The organism is Burkholderia pyrrocinia (assembly GCF_001028665.1).
GTDB classification, from domain to species: Bacteria; Pseudomonadota; Gammaproteobacteria; order Burkholderiales; family Burkholderiaceae; genus Burkholderia; species Burkholderia pyrrocinia.
Window position 1 is genome coordinate 685696 of sequence record NZ_CP011504.1, and the last position, 19543, is coordinate 705238.

19 protein-coding genes are annotated in these 19543 nt (G+C 65.4%); 5 read left to right on the top strand and 14 right to left on the bottom strand.

Going from position 1 to position 19543, the window contains the following annotated elements; translation table 11 throughout:
- Positions 1-88: 88 nt before the first annotated feature.
- Positions 89-925 carry an NAD-dependent epimerase/dehydratase family protein gene (locus ABD05_RS19285; RefSeq protein ID WP_047901749.1) on the bottom strand — a complete coding sequence of 279 codons (837 nt, stop codon included), beginning with the start codon at positions 923-925 and terminating at the stop codon, positions 89-91.
- Positions 926-1026: 101 nt separating this feature from the next.
- On the opposite strand from ABD05_RS19285, the gene ABD05_RS19290 reads away from it, so the two are divergent.
- Positions 1027-2133, top strand: coding sequence for a LacI family DNA-binding transcriptional regulator (locus ABD05_RS19290; RefSeq protein ID WP_047901750.1), 1107 nt, complete (start codon positions 1027-1029; stop codon positions 2131-2133).
- An 81-nt stretch (positions 2134-2214) separates the two neighbouring features.
- Here the strand turns inward: ABD05_RS19290 and ABD05_RS19295 are convergent, their stop codons facing one another.
- Complete coding sequence (locus tag ABD05_RS19295; protein ID WP_047903649.1) at positions 2215-3507, bottom strand: MFS transporter; 1293 nt, start codon at positions 3505-3507, stop codon at positions 2215-2217.
- A gap of 319 nt (positions 3508-3826) precedes the next feature.
- Here ABD05_RS19295 and ABD05_RS19300 point away from each other — a divergent pair, with 319 nt between their 5' ends.
- Positions 3827-5311: a DNA-3-methyladenine glycosylase 2 family protein gene (locus ABD05_RS19300; protein WP_047903650.1), complete on the top strand. Its 1485-nt coding sequence runs from the start codon at positions 3827-3829 to the stop codon at positions 5309-5311.
- Positions 5308-5841 (top strand): methylated-DNA--[protein]-cysteine S-methyltransferase, encoded by a 534-nt coding sequence (locus tag ABD05_RS19305; protein WP_047901751.1) that lies wholly within the window; start codon positions 5308-5310, stop codon positions 5839-5841. The genes ABD05_RS19300 and ABD05_RS19305 overlap by 4 nt, the downstream gene beginning before the upstream one ends.
- A 28-nt stretch (positions 5842-5869) precedes the next feature.
- Here ABD05_RS19305 and ABD05_RS19310 read toward each other — a convergent pair whose 3' ends face one another.
- Positions 5870-6688 (bottom strand): AraC family transcriptional regulator, encoded by an 819-nt coding sequence (locus ABD05_RS19310; protein ID WP_047901752.1) that lies wholly within the window; start codon positions 6686-6688, stop codon positions 5870-5872.
- A 77-nt stretch (positions 6689-6765) separates the two neighbouring features.
- On the opposite strand from ABD05_RS19310, the gene panB reads away from it, so the two are divergent.
- Complete coding sequence (gene panB, locus ABD05_RS19315) at positions 6766-7617, top strand: 3-methyl-2-oxobutanoate hydroxymethyltransferase (protein ID WP_047901753.1); 852 nt, start codon at positions 6766-6768, stop codon at positions 7615-7617.
- A gap of 19 nt (positions 7618-7636) precedes the next feature.
- Here panB and ABD05_RS19320 read toward each other — a convergent pair whose 3' ends face one another.
- On the bottom strand, positions 7637-8128 hold the full coding sequence (locus ABD05_RS19320) for an Lrp/AsnC family transcriptional regulator (RefSeq protein ID WP_034181959.1): 492 nt from the start codon (positions 8126-8128) through the stop codon (positions 7637-7639).
- Between the two features lie 157 nt (positions 8129-8285).
- Here ABD05_RS19320 and glmS point away from each other — a divergent pair, with 157 nt between their 5' ends.
- Positions 8286-10115 (top strand): glutamine--fructose-6-phosphate transaminase (isomerizing), encoded by a 1830-nt coding sequence (glmS, locus tag ABD05_RS19325; protein WP_047901754.1) that lies wholly within the window; start codon positions 8286-8288, stop codon positions 10113-10115.
- A gap of 237 nt (positions 10116-10352) precedes the next feature.
- On the opposite strand, the gene ABD05_RS19330 is transcribed toward glmS, so the two are convergent.
- The 10 genes from ABD05_RS19330 to ABD05_RS19370 form a co-directional block, all read right to left on the bottom strand.
- On the bottom strand, positions 10353-11165 hold the full coding sequence (locus ABD05_RS19330) for a hypothetical protein (protein WP_047903651.1): 813 nt from the start codon (positions 11163-11165) through the stop codon (positions 10353-10355).
- A gap of 279 nt (positions 11166-11444) precedes the next feature.
- On the bottom strand, positions 11445-12533 hold the full coding sequence (locus ABD05_RS19335; RefSeq protein ID WP_047901755.1) for a porin: 1089 nt from the start codon (positions 12531-12533) through the stop codon (positions 11445-11447).
- A gap of 193 nt (positions 12534-12726) precedes the next feature.
- Positions 12727-13062 carry a Rieske (2Fe-2S) protein gene (locus tag ABD05_RS36410; RefSeq protein WP_082146166.1) on the bottom strand — a complete coding sequence of 112 codons (336 nt, stop codon included), beginning with the start codon at positions 13060-13062 and terminating at the stop codon, positions 12727-12729.
- 3 nt (positions 13063-13065) lie between these two features.
- A complete protein-coding gene (locus ABD05_RS19340) occupies positions 13066-13377 on the bottom strand; it encodes a YciI family protein (protein ID WP_047901756.1) in 312 nt (103 codons plus the stop codon).
- A gap of 4 nt (positions 13378-13381) precedes the next feature.
- The gene (locus tag ABD05_RS19345) at positions 13382-14254 is read right to left on the bottom strand and encodes an intradiol ring-cleavage dioxygenase (protein WP_047901757.1); all 873 of its coding nucleotides are present in this window, start codon (positions 14252-14254) and stop codon (positions 13382-13384) included.
- 28 nt (positions 14255-14282) lie between these two features.
- Complete coding sequence (locus ABD05_RS19350; RefSeq protein ID WP_047901758.1) at positions 14283-15350, bottom strand: maleylacetate reductase; 1068 nt, start codon at positions 15348-15350, stop codon at positions 14283-14285.
- A gap of 7 nt (positions 15351-15357) precedes the next feature.
- The gene (locus ABD05_RS19355) at positions 15358-16824 is read right to left on the bottom strand and encodes an aldehyde dehydrogenase family protein (RefSeq protein WP_047901759.1); all 1467 of its coding nucleotides are present in this window, start codon (positions 16822-16824) and stop codon (positions 15358-15360) included.
- 44 nt (positions 16825-16868) lie between these two features.
- Positions 16869-17888 (bottom strand): hydroxyquinol 1,2-dioxygenase, encoded by a 1020-nt coding sequence (locus ABD05_RS19360; protein ID WP_047901760.1) that lies wholly within the window; start codon positions 17886-17888, stop codon positions 16869-16871.
- A gap of 42 nt (positions 17889-17930) precedes the next feature.
- Positions 17931-18425 (bottom strand): cupin domain-containing protein, encoded by a 495-nt coding sequence (locus ABD05_RS19365; RefSeq protein WP_047901761.1) that lies wholly within the window; start codon positions 18423-18425, stop codon positions 17931-17933.
- Positions 18426-18539: 114 nt separating this feature from the next.
- Positions 18540-19469 (bottom strand): LysR family transcriptional regulator, encoded by a 930-nt coding sequence (locus ABD05_RS19370; RefSeq protein ID WP_047901762.1) that lies wholly within the window; start codon positions 19467-19469, stop codon positions 18540-18542.
- Between the last annotated feature and the right edge of the window lie 74 nt (positions 19470-19543).

Sequence of the window (19543 nt, forward strand, 5' to 3'; positions counted from 1 at the left end):
GGCGGAACCCGTCGCACCGGATGGCTATCCTTTTACCGTAACCGCAAATCCGTCGTCAATGAAGCGGCCCCTCGGCCGACCGTGCCGCTTACGAAGCCTTCCGCTCCATCGGCTCGCCGACGACGAAGCCGCCGCCCTGGAACCGCTGCGCGGGATCGTCGTAGTCGGCGGTCGGCGCCGCGACCGGGAACAGCTCCGCGAACTGCTCGGAGCTATCGCGAGGACGGAAGCCGAGGAAACCGGCCTTCGTGTTGTCCCACCATTTCACCGGGTTGTCCGACGCGCCGTAGACGATCGCATGCCCGACGCGGTTCGTCAGCAGCGAGCAGCGCACGAGCTCGATGAAGTCGCGATAGCTGAGGAACGTCACGAGCATGCGCGGGTTCTTCGGCACTTCGAACGACGAGCCGATCCGCAGGCACACGGTCTCGATCCCGAAGCGGTCGAAGTAGTAACGCGACAGCGATTCGCCGAAGCATTTCGTCACGCCGTACAGGCTGTCGGGGCGCAGCGGCGAATCGGCGTCGAGCACTTCGGTGACCGGATGGAAACCGATCGCATGGTTCGAGCTCGCGAACACGACGCGCTTCACGCCGTGCTTGCGCGCGGCTTCGTACAGGTTGTACGTGCCGGTGATGTTCGCGCCGACGAGATCGTCGAACGGCGCATCGACCGAAATGCCGCCGAGATGGACGATCGCGTCCACGCCGTCGACGAGCTGCATCACCGCCGGCCGGTCGGCCAGATCGACGACACGGGCTTCTTCATGCGCGGCCGCGTCGCCGAGCGCCGCGATGTCGCTGACGCGCACGACGTCGGCCCAGTCCGCGAGTGCGCCGCGCAACTGGCGGCCGAGGTTGCCGGCCGCGCCCGTCAGCAACAGGCGCCCGAACGGTTTGCGCGCGCCGGTGGATGAGGCGTTCATCGAATCTCCTTCTCCTTGAATCTGACCTGGACTCCGAATCGGTTTTTGGCCCGAATCGGAAAACGTTTTCCAACTATACGCGGGACCGCAACCGAACGTCAATGGCCGAACCCGTTCGCAGCCATCCGCACTTTCCCGATATCGACGCACGGCCGCGTGCCGGCTTTTTCTGCCACAATCCGGCGTTATCGAACGAAAACGTTACCCTCCGGATGAAAAAAGTTTCCCCGACGATCCGCGACGTGGCCGCGGAAGCCGGCGTGTCGGTCGCGACGGTATCGAAGTACGTGAACGGCACGCAGCGCTTCTCGCCGACCGTCGAGGCACGGCTCAAGGAAGCGATCGAGCGGCTCGGCTACCGTTCGAACCCGCTCGCGCGTTCGATGATCACCGGGCGCACGCGCACGATCGGCCTCGTGATCCTCGACATCAGCAACCCGCACTTCACGAACGTGGTCAAGGGCGCGAACCGCATCGCGCTGCAGCACGACTACACGCTGCTGCTCGTCGATACCGAAGAGAACCAGGCGCGCGAACGCTCGCTGATCGAGGCGCTCGCGCAGCGTGTCGACGGGCTGATCGTCAGCACGCGGATGCCCGACGACGAAGCCGGCTGGATGCTCGACCTCAACAAACCGCTCGTGCTGCTGCGGCGCAGCCCCGGCCTGCCGATTCCGAGCGTCGGCATCGACAACCGGCTGTCGACCTACATGCTCGCGCGCCACCTGCTCAATCTCGGGCACACGCGCATCGCGTATCTCGGCTTCGGCACGGCACGCGTGAACGACGAGCGGATCCAGGGCGCGCGCGACTGTCTCGCCGAAGCCGGGCTCACGCTCGACGTGCACGATGCGCATGCGCCGACCGCCGAAGCCGGCGAACGCGCGTGCTCGCGCGTGATGCTCGGGCCGCAGCGCCCGCAGGCCGTGATCTGCTACAACGACCTGATCGCGCTCGGCTTCATGAAGGAAGCCGCGTCGCTCGGCTTCCGGCTGCCGCAGGACGTATCGGTCGCGGGCATCGACAACGTGCCGTACGGCGAATACGCGGCGCCCGCGCTGACGACCGTCGACATCCAGAGCGAGAACATGGGCGAGCTTGCGATGCAGAAGCTGATCGACGCGCTCGCGGGGCGCACCGATGCGAGCTATTCGACGTTCGAGCCGCGGTTGATCATGCGTGCGTCGACGGCGGCGGCGGTCGGTTGAGATACCTGCTGCGCACCACTCCTCCGTTCCACAAAAGAAAACGCGCCGCACTAAGCGGCGCGTTCGTTTGCCGACCTGCGATCAAGCGTCGAGTTTCGCCGGCTTCATCTTCGGCGTGAGCACGTGCATGATCGACAGCGCGAGCAGGTACGCGAGCGCGCCGATCGCGAACAGCACCCAGTAGTGGCCCGTGCGTTGCAGCACCTGGCCGATCACTTCCGAGAACAGCACGCCGCCGATCGAACCGGCCATCCCGCCGATGCCGACCACCGACGCGACCGCGCGGCGCGGGAACAGGTCGGATACCGTCGTGAACAGGTTTGCCGACCAGCCCTGGTGCGCGGCGGCGGCGAGGCCGACGATCAGCACCGCGATCCACAGGCTCTGCACCTGCGACACGAATGCGATCGGCAGCACGCAGCACGCGCAGATCAGCATCGCCGTCTTGCGCGCGCCGTTCACGCTCCGGCCTGCGCGCAACAGCATCGACGACAGCCAGCCGCCGCCGATGCTGCCGACCGTCGTCAGCGCGTAGATGCAGACGAGCGGCAGGCCGATGTGCTGCATGTCCATCCCGCGCGACTCGTTGAGCCACTTCGGCAGCCAGAACAGGTAGAACCACCACACCGGGTCGGTCAGGAACTTGCCGATCAGGAACGCCCACGTCTCGCGCTTGCGGATCAGTTCGCCCCAGCGCGGCGCACCGGCGTTCGCGTTCGCCGCATCCAGCGCTTCGGCTTCGTCGCGCGGCTCGTCGTATTCCGCGGCGAGCGCGCGCGTATCGGCCTGGCGATAGAGCACGAGCCACACCGCGAGCCACACGATGCCGATCGCGCCGATGATCACGAACGCCGCGCGCCAGCCGTAGGCCACCGCGATCGCCGGGATGATCGCCGGCGCGAACACCGCGCCGATGTTCGCGCCCGAGTTGAAGATGCCGGTGGCGAGCGCGCGTTCGCGGCGCGGGAACCACTCGGCCGTCGTCTTGATCGCGGCCGGGAAGTTGCCTCCCTCGCCGATCCCGAGCAGCGCACGCACGAACGCGAAGCCCATCACCGAGCCGACCGCCGCGTGCAGCATCGCGGCGATGCTCCACACCAGCATCGCCACCGCGTACGAAACGCGCGTGCCGAGCCAGTCGACGATGCGCCCGAAGCCGAGCAGCCCGAGTGCGTAGAACGCGGAAAACGCCATCACGATGCGGCCGTACTGCACCTGGCTCCAGCCGATGTCGTGCTGGAGCATCGGCGCGAGCAGGCCGAGGATCTGCCGATCCATGTAGTTGATGACGGTCGCGAAAAACAGCAGCGCACAGACGGTCCAGCGGTAGCGGCTGGCGACGGCGCGCACCGTGCCGACGACGGCAGATTGCATGAATGTCTCCGATGCGCGGCAGCGCCCGTCGCGCCGCACCATGTTCGTTGACCGGCGACCGGCGCCGGGGCGGCGGCCGCGTTGCGCTGTCGCGCACGGCCGATCGCCAATCCGTCTGGAAAACGTTTTTCAAAGGATAGGGCGTCTGCCGGCACGCTGTCAGTCGGGGATTTCGATGAGTCATCTCAAATTGGTCGCGGCAAAAGAGACGACTGTTTCGAAGAGTGGCATTAACCGTTTTTCCCGGATTTTCCAACGCGCAAATTGGGGCACGGCCACCGAACCACATGTCCGATTCCAGCCAGAATCGATGACGGCGATGGTTTACAGTCGTTTCATGCGCCTCGATCCCGACACCTGCTACGACGCCCTGCTTTCGCGGAACCGCCGCTTCGACGGCTGGTTCTTCGTCGGCGTCGCGACGACGGGCGTGTATTGCCGCCCCGTCTGCCCGGTGAAGCCGCCGAAGGCGCAGAACTGCAGTTACTACCCGACCGCCGCAGCCGCCGAGAAAGCCGGCTTCCGACCGTGCATGCGCTGCCGCCCCGAACTCGCGCCCGGCCACGGGCTGCTCGATCTGTCCGGCAATCTCGCCGACGCGGCCGCCACGCTGATCGAGGACGGTTTCCTGAACGCGCATTCCGTCGACGCGCTCGCGCGGCGTGTCGGCGTGACCGAACGCCATCTGCGCCGGATCTTCGCCGCGCAGTTCGGCGTGTCGCCGGTCGAGTTCGCGCAGACTCACCGGCTGCTGATGGCCAAGCGGCTGCTGACCGACACCGCGCTGCCGGTGGCCGTCGTCGCATCGACGGCCGGGTTCGGCAGCGTGCGGCGCTTCAACGACCTGTTCCGGCAGCGCTACGGCCTCAATCCGCTGCGGCTTCGTAAGGGGGCCGGCGCGTCCGCCGATGGCGACATGACGTTCCCGCTGCCGTACCGGCCGCCGTTCGCGTGGGCCGACCTGATGCGCTTTCTCGCGCAGCGGCAGATCGACGGTGTCGAGCGGATCGATGCGCAGGGTTATGCGCGTGTCGTCGAATTGCCGAATCGAAACGATGGTGGCCGCGTAACCGGCTGGCTGTCCGTCGCGCACGTGCCGCAGCGCTTCGCGCTGGCCGTCACCGTGTCGCCCGCGCTGACGCCGGTCGTGCCGGCCGTGCTCGCACGCGTGCGGCGGCTGTTCGATCTCGACAGCCGCCCCGACGTAATCGACGCGCATCTCGGCGCACTCGCGAGCGGCTCTCCCGGCCTGCGCGTGCCCGGCGCGTTCGACGGCCTCGAAATCGCCCTTCGCGCGATCGCGGGCGAACGGCTCGCGGCGGCGCATGCGAGTGCGGTGCTCTCGTGCATCGCCGAACGTTTCGGCACAAAGCTAGAAGGCGCGCCGCCGGGGTTGATGCACGCGCTGCCTTCCGCCGCGACGCTGGCCGCCCTGCCGCCGGCGGCGCTTGAAGCGCTCGGCATTGCGCGCGAAACGGCGCAGGCCATCGTGTCGCTCGCACGCGCGGTCGCCGACGGCATGCTCGCACTCGAACCGATGGCGCCCCTCGACGCGACGCTCGCCGCGCTGCGCACGATGCCCGGCTTCGACGAGCGCGCGGTGCAGTACGTCGCGATGCGTGCGATGGCCTGGCCGAATGCGTTCCCGGCCGACGAGGCGTTGCTTCCCGCGCGCATCGAACACGTCGAACCCGCCGAACGCACGCGCATGCCATCATCCGCGCCACATGCCGCGCGCTGGGCGCCATGGCGCGCGTATGCCGCACTGCACGTGTGGCGCCTACATGGAGATGTATCGCGATGACTCCCGCTCACCTGATTCCGAGCCCGCTGGGCGACATCGCCGTGCGTATCGAGGACGATGCGCTGACGGGCCTGTTCTTCGTCGGCCAGAAATACTTCGCGTCGCTTGCGATCGCGCCGGAAGCAAACGCGCTCGTCATTTCGCCGATCGCGCGCAAGGTTGCGGAAGAAATCGCGGAATACTTCACCGGCATGCGCGAGACGTTCTCGGTGCCGATCCACCTGCGCGGCACGACGTTTCAGCGACGTGTGTGGAAGGAGCTGCTCGCGATTCCGTTCGGCGAGCTCGTGTCGTACGGCGACATCACCGAACGCGTCGGGTTGCCGATGAGCGCCGCGCGCGCCGTGGGCGGTGCGGTCGGCCGGAACCCGGTGTCGATCATGGTGCCGTGCCACCGCGTGGTCGGCGCGTCGGGCAGCCTGACCGGTTATGCGGGCGGCATCGACCGCAAGCGCGCGCTGCTGTCGCTCGAAGGCGCCGGGTTCCAGCGCGGTGCCCATCATCCGGTGCAGACAGCGCTCGCGTTCTGAGTGACGGTGTGCGGCACGCGTTGCCGCGTCACGCAGTCAATACAGGCCGGCGCGCTTCACGCTTCGCATACGCACCGGGCGTCACGCGGAACTTCGCCTGGAACAGCGCGATGAACGACGATGTCGAGTCGTAGCCCAGTTGTGCGGCCACCGCGCCGATCGGCTCGCCGGCATCGAGCAGCGGCAGCGACGCGAGCAGCCGCACGGCCTGCCGCCACTCGGTAAACGACAGCCCCGTGTCCTGCCGGAACAGCCGCGACAACGTGCGCCGCGTTGCGCCGACCTGATGGCCCCATTCGTCGAGACTGCGCGTATCGCCCGGATACGCATGCAACGCGCGCGCGATTTTCAGCAGACGCGGATCGCGCGGCAGCGGCACCGTCAGCGGCGCCGGCTGCATCCGTGCGATGCGGTCGGCGATCAGGCACACGAGCGCGCCGTCCGGCCCCGTCTCGTCGTAGTTCACCGGCAATTCGGCCGTGGCAATCACCAGCTCGCGCAGCAGCGGCGTCATGCAGAGGATCGTGCAATCGTCGTTCGCCTCGCTGCGTGCGATCGCTTCGTCGAGATACAGGCTGTGGAACGCGACGCAATCGCGCGTCGACACCGCATGCGGCACGTGCGGCGGAATCCACATCGCGTAATGCGGCGGCAGCAGCTGCCGGCCCGACGGCGTCGACACCTCGAGCACGCCGCTCGTCGCATACATCAGCTGGGCCCACGGATGACTGTGCGCATCGACGCTCACGTTGCCGGGAATCCCGAACGCACGCACGTACAGAGGCCTCGGCAGGCGCGCCATCGGCGGCACCGCGTAAGGGTCAGCGGATTGTCCCGCCAGCAACATAAGACGTCCTCCGAAGGTCATTGCACGAACGAGCGCGATGCTACCGTGGCGGCTCTTCTTTCACACGGCTTCCGTTCATGAGCGCTCATACCCGCACCACCCGCAAGACCGTCACCGCGATCCGTTCGACCAAAGGCATCGGCAGCCTCGTGTCGCTGACCGCGTATTCCGCGCCGATGGCGAAGCTCGTCGACGACGTGGCCGACGTGATCATCGTCGGCGACTCCGTCGGCATGGTGTTGTACGGGATGCCCGATACGCTGCGCGTCACGCTCGACATGATGATTGCACACGGCGCGGCCGTCGTACGCGGCGCCGCGCAGGCGTGCGTCGTCGTCGACCTGCCGTTCTCGACGTACCAGGAATCGCCCGCGCAGGCCTATCGCTCCGCCGCGCGGCTGCTCGCCGAAACCGGCGCGCAGGCCGTGAAGCTCGAAGGCGGCAGCGAGATGGCCGACACGATCCGCTTCCTGACCGAGCGCGGCATTCCGGTGATGGCGCACGTCGGCCTCATGCCGCAGCAGGCCAACGCGACCGGCGGCTTCCGCGCGCAGGGGATGGACCCGCGTTCGGCCGCGCAGGTGTTCGACGCCGCGTGCGCGGCCGAGCGGGCCGGTGCGTTCGGCGTCGTCATCGAAGGCACCGCCGAAGCGCTCTCGCGCCATCTGACCGAAACGCTGACGATCCCGACGATCGGCATCGGCGCATCGCCCGCGTGCGACGGACAAGTGCTCGTGACCGAGGACATGATCGGCGCATTCGATGCATACACGCCGCGCTTCGTGAAGCGTTACGCCGATGCGAATGCGGTGATGCGCGACGCGATCCGTCAGTACGCGCACGACGTGCGGCAACGCGTGTTTCCCGAGCCGGCCCATTGCTTCGGGTACGGCAAGCCGCTGCAACTGGCGGACGCGGCCGCCGCCTGATGCAGCGTGACCGATACGATCACGCGCGCTTGCGCATCGCATGCGCGACCCGCGCGTTCGCCTCGAATTTCGCGCGATGCGTCGAGAAGAACGTCCGCACGTTGCGGACGTTCGATGCGCCGGTGAACAGCCGCCGTGCGAATTCGTCGTATTCGGCGACGTCGGCCAGATCGGCCACCACGACGAAATCGGGCCCCGGCGACACGCGGTAGCACTGCGTGACGGCCGGCTCCGCGCAGACGTACGCTTCGAACGCGTCGTAGTCTTCGGCCGTCTGCCGGTCGAGACTGATCTCGATCAGCGCCGTGACGGCCGTGCCGATCGCGACCGGATCGAGCACCGCGACCTGCCGGCGGATCACGCCCGCTTCCGTCAGCCGGCGCACGCGGCGCATGCAGGTCGGCGGCGACGACAGCGCGCGCTCGGCCAGTTGCAGGTTCGACACCGACGCGTCGTCCTGCAGGATCGCGAGGATGCGCAGGTCGAGATCGTCGAGAGTGATGCCGGCCATCGGCGGCTCCTTCCGGGTCAGGGCGTGAAATTTAATTTCAACATGATAAACGATCTGCGGTCCGTTTCATTTATGTCTATATTTTGAAATTTAATTCCATTCGACCACCTCTACCATCGCTCTCACTGGTCCAGACGGGACATTTACGGAGCGCGATATGTGTGGAATTGTCGGGGCGGTCGCCCAGCGGGACATCCTGCCGAACCTTGTCGACGGCCTGAAGCGGCTCGAATACCGCGGCTACGATTCGTGCGGCGTCGTGGTCTACCGTGACCGCGCGCTGGCGCGCGCCCGCAGTGTCGATCGCGTGGCCAACCTGCAGCGCGAGATCGCCGAGCATGCGCTGTCGGGCTACACCGGCATCGCGCATACGCGCTGGGCCACGCATGGCGCGCCCGTCACGCTCAACGCGCATCCGCACTTCTCGCCGAGCGACGCCAACGCGCGCATTGCGCTGTCGCACAACGGGATCATCGAGAACTGCGACCAGTTGCGCGCGGAGCTGCAGGCGCACGGCTACGTGTTCGCGAGCCAGACCGACAGCGAGGCGATCGCGCACCTGATCGACCACCTGTACGACGGCGACCTGTTCGATGCGGTCCGGCGCGCGGTCGCGAGGCTGCGCGGCAGCTATGCGATCGCGGTGATGTGCCGCGACGAACCGCACCGCATCGTCGGCGCACGCGACGGGATGCCGCTCGTGGTCGGCGTCGGTGAAGGCGAGAATTTCCTGGCGTCCGACGCGATTGCGCTGTCGGGCATCACCGATCGCATCGCGTATCTGGAGAATGGCGACGTCGCGGATATCCAGCTGCATCGCTACTGGATCGTCGATGCGGCCGGCCAGCGCGTCGAGCGCGCGGTGCAGCGGGTCGCCGCGCATAGCGGCGCGGCCGACCTCGGGTCGTACCGCTACTACATGCAGAAGGAGATCTTCGAGCAGCCGCAGGCGGTGGCCGATACGTTGCTCGACGTCGCGTCGATCATGCCCGAGCTGTTCGGCGACGGTGCGTGGCGCGTGTTCAACGATGTCGATTCGGTGCTGCTGCTTGCGTGCGGCGGCAGCTATCACGCGGCGCTGACCGCGAAGTACTGGATCGAGAGCATTGCGAAGCTGCCGGCGAGCGTTGAAATTGCCAGCGAGTTTCGTTATCGCGACAGCGTGCCGAATCCGCGCACGCTGGTTGTCGCGGTGTCGCAGAGCGGCGAGACGGCCGATGTGCTCGGTGCCGTGCATGTCGCGAAGCAGCGCGGGATGATGCATACGCTCGCGATCTGCAACGTCGCGACGAGTGCGTTGATGCGCGAATGTGCGCTGCAGTTCGTCACGCGTGCGGGGATCGAGATCGGGGTGGCTTCGACGAAGGCGTTCACGACGCAGCTCGTTGCGTTGTTCTTGCTGACGTTGTCGCTTGCGCAGGTGCGCGGGCGGTTGAGTGACGACGAGGAGAAGGAACATCTGCGTGCGTTGCGGCATCTGCCCGATGCGATGTCGAAGGTGCTCGCGCTGGAGCCGCAGATCATGGCGTGGTCGGAACTGCTCGCAAGGCGCGACAACATGCTGTTTCTCGGGCGCGGGATGCATTACCCGATCGCGCTCGAGGGTGCGTTGAAGATGAAGGAGATTTCTTATATTCACGCGGAGGCTTATCCGGCGGGTGAGCTGAAGCATGGGCCGCTTGCGCTCGTCAGCAACGAGATGCCCGTGATTGCGGTTGCGCCGAATGACATGCTGCTCGAGAAGCTCAGGTCGAACATGCATGAGGTCAGTGCGCGGAACGGGCGGCTTTTTGTCTTTGCGGATGTGGACTGCGGGCTGGTACCGAGCGACGGGATCGAGGTGATTCGGCTCAATGAGTACTACGGGCCGCTTTCGCCGATTCTGCATACGGTGCCGATGCAGCTTCTCGCCTATCACGCTGCGCTGGCAAGAGGGACGGATATCGATAAGCCGAGGAATCTGGCTAAGTCGGTGACTGTCGAGTGATGACAACCGCGGGTTCATTTCCGCTGCTGACGTCAATTGGTTTCGCTTACAAGGGATGTCGGTAACTCGCAGCCCTTGCTGCACCAGGCGTATAGAAAATCAATTGATGAGACGCGTTGATGGGGTGCCGAGCAACCTGAGATTTGCGACAGCGCCTCAAATTTTTTGCAAGGCGCAAACGTTCGCGCTGTCGCTTCCGTAAGCCGGCCAAGATCATCGCCTCGTACAGGAAAAACGCTACTTCGACAGACGCAGCTTCTTCGACAGCACGACACCGCTCGACGGACTCACCAGCCAGATGCCATGGATATCCATGTGCAACCTGGAGATCCTGGTCGTAATGTCCGTCGGCTCGTCAATGCTCGGATCGACATGCTCGATTTTTTCGGTCAGGTAAGGCCGGACCAGGCGCCCGGAAAAAACGAGTGCGAAGTCGCCATGTGTTTGGGCGTACACGGCGGGCGAAAGCTGCATGCGGCTACGAACCGTGGTCAGTTTGCCTTTCCCGGACTCGAGTTCGATGATGTCGATCTGCTGGATGTACCCTTTTGCCTTCGCTTCGGGTGCAATCACGAGCCCTCGCCCTCGTGGCCCCGTCGTGACCTTTCTGAGCAGGATGCCCGTCCGGTCGTCGCGCTCTGCGTCGAACAGGTCGACGTCCAGCGTCAACAGGTGCCGCTGTGACCGGTACCTCAGCCCGTACCGCACCGGCACCACGAACGTCACGTCACGATCCAGATCGACGGCCGCCAGGTCGGGATTCGAGCCATGCCGGTCGACAGCGCCGGAGACCAGGCCGCGGACCCGGCCGCTCAACGAAGGGGGGATGGTGCTGATGTGCTGCTTCTTCAGGGCATCCCGAATTGCAACCGGGTCGTCGCCGACAATCGGTCGTGCCGGTGACGTATCGTGATTGACAGCGGGCGCGATGCGCGTCGTGCCGTCGACAGCCTCCGCCTCTGCATGCGCCGCGACTGGCGCCAGCATCACCGTCAGGGCGACGACGCACACGAAGGTCGAACGACCCAATTTGGATTTCCGGTGAAACACGACGAGCTCCTGATTTTCTTGTCGATCAGTCAACGACGAGCACTATAGGGTGGAATGATCGGCAACGCACCCACCGCTTGAAATTCACCGATGACCGGCATGCCTCATCGTAAGCTCATTGTCGGCCCGGCAGCAGGTCAACGGGCACACAACCGTGTTGCCCGGGCGACAACAACCGTCCGGAAGCGAGCGGCGGCGTGCATGTCGGCATGTCGCCGCGCGACTGGTCCGGTGCCGGGCGAACCTTGACGCAAGTTCCGCCCGCCGCCCCACCCCCAATCAAAACACCGTATGCAACCCCACCCGCGCCACCGCCTGGCTCGCTGAACTCGACGCCCCATTCGGATCGAGCACGCCATTGACCTGCGCATTCGCGCCGCTGTTCGCGCGCTGGTAGTCGGCCGAAACATACACCGTCGTCCGTTTCGACAACAGGTATTGAAGCGCCACGCTGAGCTGATGAGCATGGTTGTTGTTCACCGCCTCATTCCCCTTCATGTACATGTATTTCGCACCGAGGACGACGTCCGGCCTGACGTGCCACACACCACCCGTTTCGGCCATCCACACCCCGGCATCGTTGAACGAATTCCGCACGGTAGTCACCAGCGCACTCGCCGTCACGACACCAAAGTCGTAATGCATCCCGACGCCCCAGTTCCGCACGCTCGTCGACGGCGCACCGGGAGCCGGACCGTACTTCTCGTTCGTATAAGCCGCGCCCACTCCAAACGCGCCCACCTCATAGTTCAGCCCGGCGCTGACGGCATTGTCCGCGCCGATCGCGCCGGCCACCCCGCCGAACGCATACATCACGCCGCCGGACAGGCCCGCGACCGTCGGCGAACTGTATTTGACGGAATTCGCGATCGGCTTGCTGCCTGCGGTGCGGTCCCAATCGAACGCACCGGTCGGATTGTTCGGCAGCGCGAGACGCTGGAACGGGCCATTCCGGAAACCGTATAGCCCATTGATGTCCCTCGCAATCGCATTCCCCTTGGAAAAGAGGGAATCGACCATGAAGTCGTACTGATTGCCCAGCGTGAGGCTGCCGAACCGGTCGCTCTCCAGGCCCACGTATGCATTACGTCCAAAGATTCCGGACCCGATGATGGCGCCGTTGGCCATCGAAAACTGATTCACGAGCGCGAACGTGGCGCGATACCCGCCGCCGAGGTCTTCCGTACCGCGGAAGCCGAAGAGGTTGGGCGCGAATATGCCGTCGTCGAATTTGACGTTCTTTCCGCCGCCCTCGTTGCTGACATACGAGATGCCGGAGTCGATCAGACCGAACATCGTCACGCTGCTCTGCGCCCATGCACCCTGCGCCACGGCGAGAATCGCCACTGCTCCAAACCTGAGTTTCATTCTGTCTCCGTCTTTTTGTGGAAATGCGAGCCTGCTACCCGCTACGTGGCGGGTACTCGCTCAATGCTTCGTAAAACAACGCCTTCACCTCGGCAGATATAACGACGCCGAAAATATGATTAGTTTTACTTATTTATCAATACGAGAAGCGCCGCATGGATTGACCCCACCCGTCCCGATCAGAACACTCGAATCAAGCGCCTCGACGGACAACCCAGGCTGTGGCATCCACCTCGACAGCCACGGCTTCCAACGCCGAGCCCGAGCAAGGTCCGTCGATACACACACCATCATCGAACCGGAACAGCGCACTGTGATGGGCACACATCAACACCTGCGACCGATAGCAGGAAACATTGCCCGGCTCGAAATCGAGCGGCACCGAGAAATGCGGGCAACGATTCACGTATGCCCACACCTGTTCGCCTCTTCGCACCACGATCACGGGACGTCCGATGCACGCTTCGTCGACGACCCGCGCGCCGCCATCAGGCACGTCGGAAAAGCGGCAGAGTTGCGTTGCGTCCATGACTCACACTCGCTGCTCGGGGTTTCCGAGACTCCAGTCCCACGGACGCACTTCCACGCGCGAGAACAACCCCTCCTTCACATACGGATCGTTTCCGACGAACTGCATCACCGCATGAATATCGTCGGCCTCCACGACGAGCAGCGTTCCGTTCATCGCGTCACCCTGCGGGTCCAGCGTCGGGCCGCCGAGCCGCACATACACGCCGTGCTGCGAAGCCGAGCGCAGGTAGCTCCGATGACTCGGCCGCACGCGGTCGCGCACCTCGCGCATACCGGGCTGGTCCGTCGCAAATACCGCGAAAAATCGAGCCATTCGATCAGCTCCGGTCGAGGACGAAGTCGTACGTCGCTTCGCGGTACGGGCCGTTCACGCCGATCTGGCGGGCGAGCTCGTCATGCGCGGCACGCGGGCGATACGCGACCATCAGCGACGGCTTCACGCCGAAGACGGCATCCGACTTCAGGTACGGGTCGTCCTCGTCGAAAAGATGCGTGACGAGCGTACGGAAGCCCGGCGCGTCGATCATGAAGTGCAGATGCGCGGGCCGCCACGGATGGCGGCCGGTCGCGTCGAGCATCTTCCCGACCGGGCCGTCGGTCGGAATGGGATAACTGACCGGCAGAATCGTCGTGATCGCGTAACGACCTTCGGCATCGGTCCGGTAGCGGCCGCGCAGGTTGCCGTGCGGTTGCGCGGTGTCCTGCCCGGAATACATGCCGTTCTCCGCGGTCTGCCACACGTCGAGCACGGCGTCCTTCACGGGAACACCGTCGGTGGTCAGCACGCGACCGTGCACGACGACCGGCGCGCCCGGCGTGAGCGCCATGTTCTCGCCATACGCACGCTCGGGCATTCCCTTGATATAGAACGGGCCGAACACCGTGGTTTCCGTTGCGCCGGTGGCGAAGCGATGGTTGATCGCGTCGACGAGCATCGAGACGCCGAGCGTGTCCGACAACAGGATGAACTCCTGCCGCACCACGTCGTCGCACATCTTCCCCGTCTCGGTCAGGAAGCGAATCGCCGCCATCCACTCCGCCTCAGTCAACTCCGTTTCGCGTACGAACGCATGAAGATGCCGCACGAGGCTCTGCATCAGCACGCGCAAGCGCGGGTTCGGCGTGCCGTCGAAGCTGGCGACGACCTGCTCGGTCAGCCTCGTGTCGCTGTCATGGTGGTCATTCATCACGTCTGTCTCCGTTTGCGCATCCAGCCGTTCAATGCGGCGCGCGTCCTTCCCACGCGTCCTGAAGCAACGCGCGAATCGCCGCGCGTTCGATCGGCCGCGGGTTCGCATACGGGTTCCGGCACGCGAGGTCGGCCGCTTCGTCGAGGCCCTCCTGCGGCATCCCGATGTCGGCGAGCGCAGGCGCGATGCCGAGCGCCTCGTTCAACCTGAACAGCAGCGGGCCGGCTTCAGCCGCATCGTTCCCGCCCAGCGCCCGTGCGACACGGCGCAGCGCGTCAGGCGCGGCGGCGTGGTTGTAGTGCGCGGTATGCGCCAACATCGCCGCGTGCGTCTGCGCATGCGGCAGGTTGAAGGTGCCGCCGAGCGTGTGACAGAGCTTGTGATGCAGCGCCATGCCGACCGCGCCCAGGCAGGTGCCCGCGAGCCACGCGCCATACAACGCGCGGCTGCGCATCGTTCGGTCTTCCGGATCGCGCACCACGACCGGCAATGCTTCGCCGAGTGCGCGAATCGATTCCTCGGCCATCAGGCTGATCACCGGGTTCGCGTCTTCCGCATAGAGCGCCTCGACGGCATGCGCCATCGCATTGACGCCGGACGCCGCCGAAATGCCCGGCGGCAGCGACAACGTCAACGACGGGTCGTAGAGCACGGTACGCGGCAGCACGCGTGCATCGCGCCCGGTGCGCTTCAGCCGGCCTTCCGTGAGCCCGTAGATCGGCGTCATCTCCGAGCCGGCGTAAGTCGTCGGCACGGCGAGGATCGGCAGCGACGATTCGAGCGCAATGGCCTTGCCCAACCCGATCGTCGAGCCGCCGCCGATCGCGATGCAACAGTCCGCGCCCAGTTCGGCGGCCATCTCGCGCGCAGCGCGCGCGACTTCGACCGGAACGTGCATGACCGCCTGCGCGCACACGCCGGCCGCACGCTCGCCCAGTACCTCCTTCACGCGGTCGGCGAGCGGCCGCTGCTCGGGCGTGGACAGGATGAGCGCACGGTGCGCGCCGAGCGTCGACAGCTCGTCCGGCAGCCTGGCGAGCGCCCCCCATTCGAACACCACGCGGGAAGGCGTACCTTGATAGACGAAGCGTTCCATGCAAGCCTCAGCGCTTGAAGTGCGGCGGCACGTTGCCGTCGACATTGACCCAAACTGACCGGGCTTCAGTGTAGTCGTGCATCGCTTCGAAGCCCATCTCGCGGCCATAACCGGACTTGCCTACGCCACCGAACGGGCTGCCCGGATTGACGCGCTTGTAGCAGTTGATCCAGCACATGCCCGCATTGATCTGCGACGCCATCTTGTGTGCACGCGAGAGGTTCTGGGTCCAGAGGCCGCTGCCCAGCCCGTATTCCGTCGCGTTGGCGATCGCAAGCGCTTCCTCGTCGCTACCGAAGCGCAGTACCGTGACGAACGGACCGAACACTTCCTCCTGCGCGATGCGGTCGGTCGCGCTTTTGGCTTCGATGACCGTCGGGCGCACATAGTAGCCATTGGCCAGCGCCGGATCTTGCGGCGCGCTGCCGCCGGTAAGCACGCGGCCGCCCTGCTCGCGCGCGACGTCGACGAACGACAGCACGCGCTCGAGGTGCTGCTTCGACGTCAGCGGGCCCATCTCGGTATCGGCGTCGAACGGGTTGCCGATCCGGATCGACGATGCGAGCGCAACGAACCGCTCGAGGAACGCGTCCGCGATGCGCTCGTGCAGCACGAGACGCGAACCCGCGATACACGCCTGCCCCTGGTTATGAAAGATCGCCCATGCGGCGCCGTTGATGGCCGCGTCGAGGTTGGCATCGTCGAAGACGATGTTGGCGCCCTTGCCGCCCAGCTCCAGCTGAACGCGCTTCAGGTTGCCCTGCGACGCTTCGACGATCCGGCGGCCGGTTGCCGTCGAACCCGTGAACGCGATCTTGCCGACGCCCGGATGTTCGGCGAGCCGCTGGCCAGCCGTATGCCCGTAGCCGGGAACGATATTGACGACACCCGCGGGAAACCCGACCTCGGCCATCAGCTCGACGATGCGCAATGTCGACAGCGGCGTGATTTCCGACGGCTTGAGCACCACCGTGTTGCCGGCGGCGAGTGCCGGGCCCATCTTCCAGCTCGTGAACATCAGCGGGAAATTCCACGGCACGATCTGGCCGACGACGCCGATCGGCGCGCGCTGCACATAGTTCAGGAAGCCGGTCTCGACGGGAATCACCGAGCCCTGCAGCTTGTCGGCCATGCCGCCGAAATAGCGGAAGCACGCCGCCGTGCGCGGCACGTCGAGCGAGCGCGAATCGCGAATCGGGTGGCCGGTGTCCAGGGATTCGAGTTGCGCCAGCTCCTCCGCATGGACCTCGATCGCATCGGCGAGGCGCAGCAGCAGTCGGCCGCGTTCGGCCGCCGGCATGGCCGACCATTTCGGGAACGCGCGGGTCGCCGCGTCGACGGCCAGGTCCACGTCCGCCGCGGTGGCCGCGGCGATCTTCGTGATGACGGAGCCGTCGTGGGGATTCAGCACGTCGATCGTGCCGCGGTCGACGGCGTCAACGAAGCGCCCGTCGATGAAGAGTTGGGTTTGCATGAATCGTCCTCGGTATTTTGCTGAAGCTGAAGCTGAAGCGCTGCTCAGAACGCGATCGGATACGGCGCGAGCTCGCCGCTCTCGTAGCGTTGCGGAAGGTCCGGCGTCGCGTTTTCCCAGACCAGCAGCATCGAACGCTTGGTGGAGTAGCCCTGGTGCCGGATGTCGGCGGGCATCGCGCAGATGTCGCCTGCGCGCATCGTGACGCGTGCCCGCGGTGCGCCGGTGTTCTTGTCGCCGATGTCCCACACGATTTCGTCGGACAGTTGCAGGAACCATTCGACGCGATCGTTGCCGTGGAAAACCGGCAGGATGAATTCCTCGGTGGTCGGGCAGAACAGGCTGCGCCCGCACACCGACGTGACTGACGGATTCCACGTCACGTCCGAGCGCGACAGGTACTTGAACAGGTTGAACGCGTGCAGCTCGCCTTCGAAGCCCGGCTCGGCATGCACTTCCGGCTCGTCCTGCGCGACGTCGAGGAACGCGCGGTTGACCGGCAGCTCGTCGCGCAGCGGCGAATCGCCTTCGAGGCCCGGCATGCGGCGCGTCGCGATCCGCGTGCGCTCGATGGCCGACCCGTTGTCGCCGTGCTTGCGCCCGAATGCCGTGCCCGTTTCCTCGGGCGCCGCGAACGGGTCGAAGCCTTCGTTCGTCCAGTCGTGCAGCATCGCCTTGAAGGTCGCCATGATCGTCGGCGTTTCGAAGGTCTCGGTGTAGTCGACCCCGGCGTCCTTCAGGATGCCGTTGAAGGTGCCCGCATACATGTCCACCTTGCCGTAGTGATTGCGCGTGCCGAACACGTGATCGAAATTCACCCAGCCGTAGAAGAAGCCCCACGCCACGTCACGCATCATCGCGCGCAGGAACGCGTCCGCCGGCATCGCATGCGTGCGGGTCTGGCCTTTCGCGGGCCAGCTGATCTTCACGAAATATTCGTCGCGCTGGAACGCGAACTCGCCGAGCTGGAAGCGGCGGTAGCCGGTGACGGCATCGGCTTCCGTGGCTTGCACCAGATCGGCTGCAAAGCCGGTGGAAGGGTCGAGGGTTTCGAGGGTGGCCATAACGTGTCTCCTGGGATAGTCGAATGTGAGCGGTCGGACGGGTCAGTGCAGGCAGATCTCGGCCCACTTCTCGACGGACAGCTCGCCGAGGACGGTCTGTACGAGCGCGACGCCCGGCTTGCCGGCGACGAAGCGGTACGCACAGCCGGCCGGCAGCAGCGCCTGATGTCCCTTGCGCAGGACGACGTACCCCATGTTGCGGCCGGCCGGTTGCGCGCTGGCGCTGACGGTGCCGCGGCCCGAGGTCGGCGGCGTGTCGAGCTTGATGAATTCGATCCGGACTTCGCCGTCCATCTGGATCGTGAATTCGTCATGCGCGCATGCGAACCAGGGCGACTGGCCCTCGGTCCTCAGCACTTCGATCACGTATTCGAGATTCTTGCCGGCGACGACCTTTTCGTAAGGGGCCGACTTCGCTGCCACCTCGAAGACGTTCGAGAAGGCGTAGTGCTGGGCGCTGCCGCTGGTGATTTCGATCTCGCCCTTCTTGTAGTTGTCGAGCGAGCCAAAGACGGTGTGGTATGCCGTGTCGGTCATGTCTGTCTCCTGAGTTGAACCGCTTGTTGGATTCCACTCTAGGGGCAACGGACAGCACCAACAAGGCAACGGATGGCGATTACGGCATTTGCGTTTCGCGAATAATCGCGCGGGTCACCGCACCCAGCCACGCTCCAGAAGCGGAAGATCCCACGGGGATTCGTCGCCGATGTATTCGGCGAGGAATTCGACCAAAGCCTTCACCTTCAACGCCTGTCGCTGCGTTGCGGGATAAACGGCGGCAAAGCTCAGCGGCGCGAGCTGGTAGTCGGTCAGGATCGGCACCAGCCGGCCCGCGACGAGCGCGTCGCTGGCCACGAGCGTGGGCAGGCAGACGATGCCGCCGCCTGCCAGCGCGTACTCGCGCAGCAGGTGAACGGAGTTCGAGCGAATCATGCCCGGCAGCTCCATTTCGACGACCTCGTCGTCGCGCGTCATCGTCCAGCGGTTGCGCGACGGATAACCCGAATACAGCGCGGTGGTGTGCTGCAGCAAATCGCGCGGATGTTGTGGCGCACCATGCGCTTCGACGTAAGCGGGTGACGCGCAGAAGAGGCGCCTGACCGTGAACAGCCGTCGCTCGATCAGCGACTCGGAAATCGGCGGAAAGATCTGGAACGCGATGTCGAACCCTTCTTCGACAGGGTCCACGACGCGATCATTGACGATCACGTCGAGCTGGATGCCCGGGTAGCGTCGATTGAACTCGACCATCGGCGCGCCGAAGTGATCGAGCGCGAAACCGGGCAGCATCTGGATGCGCAGCCGCCCGGTCGGCGTGGCGCGCAGCTCGCGCATCTGGTCCGTCAACTCGTTGACGCGCCCCACCACCTCCGCGCACTCGCGATAAAACGCCTCGCCCACTTCGGACAAGCGCACGTGGCGCGTGCTGCGATGGAACAGCGGCGCATTGACGAACTTCTCGAGCTGCTGGATGCGGTTCGTCACGACCGAGCTCGTTACACCAAGCTGCCGCGCCGCCTCGGCGAAGCTGCTCGCCTCCGCGACTCTTACGAATGCCTCGATGCTCAGAAACCGGTCCATGCCGCGCCCTCTTTCGACAGCGAAACCGGCAGTCTACCTGCACCGGGCAACGGGCTGTGTCATGCGAAAAGCGT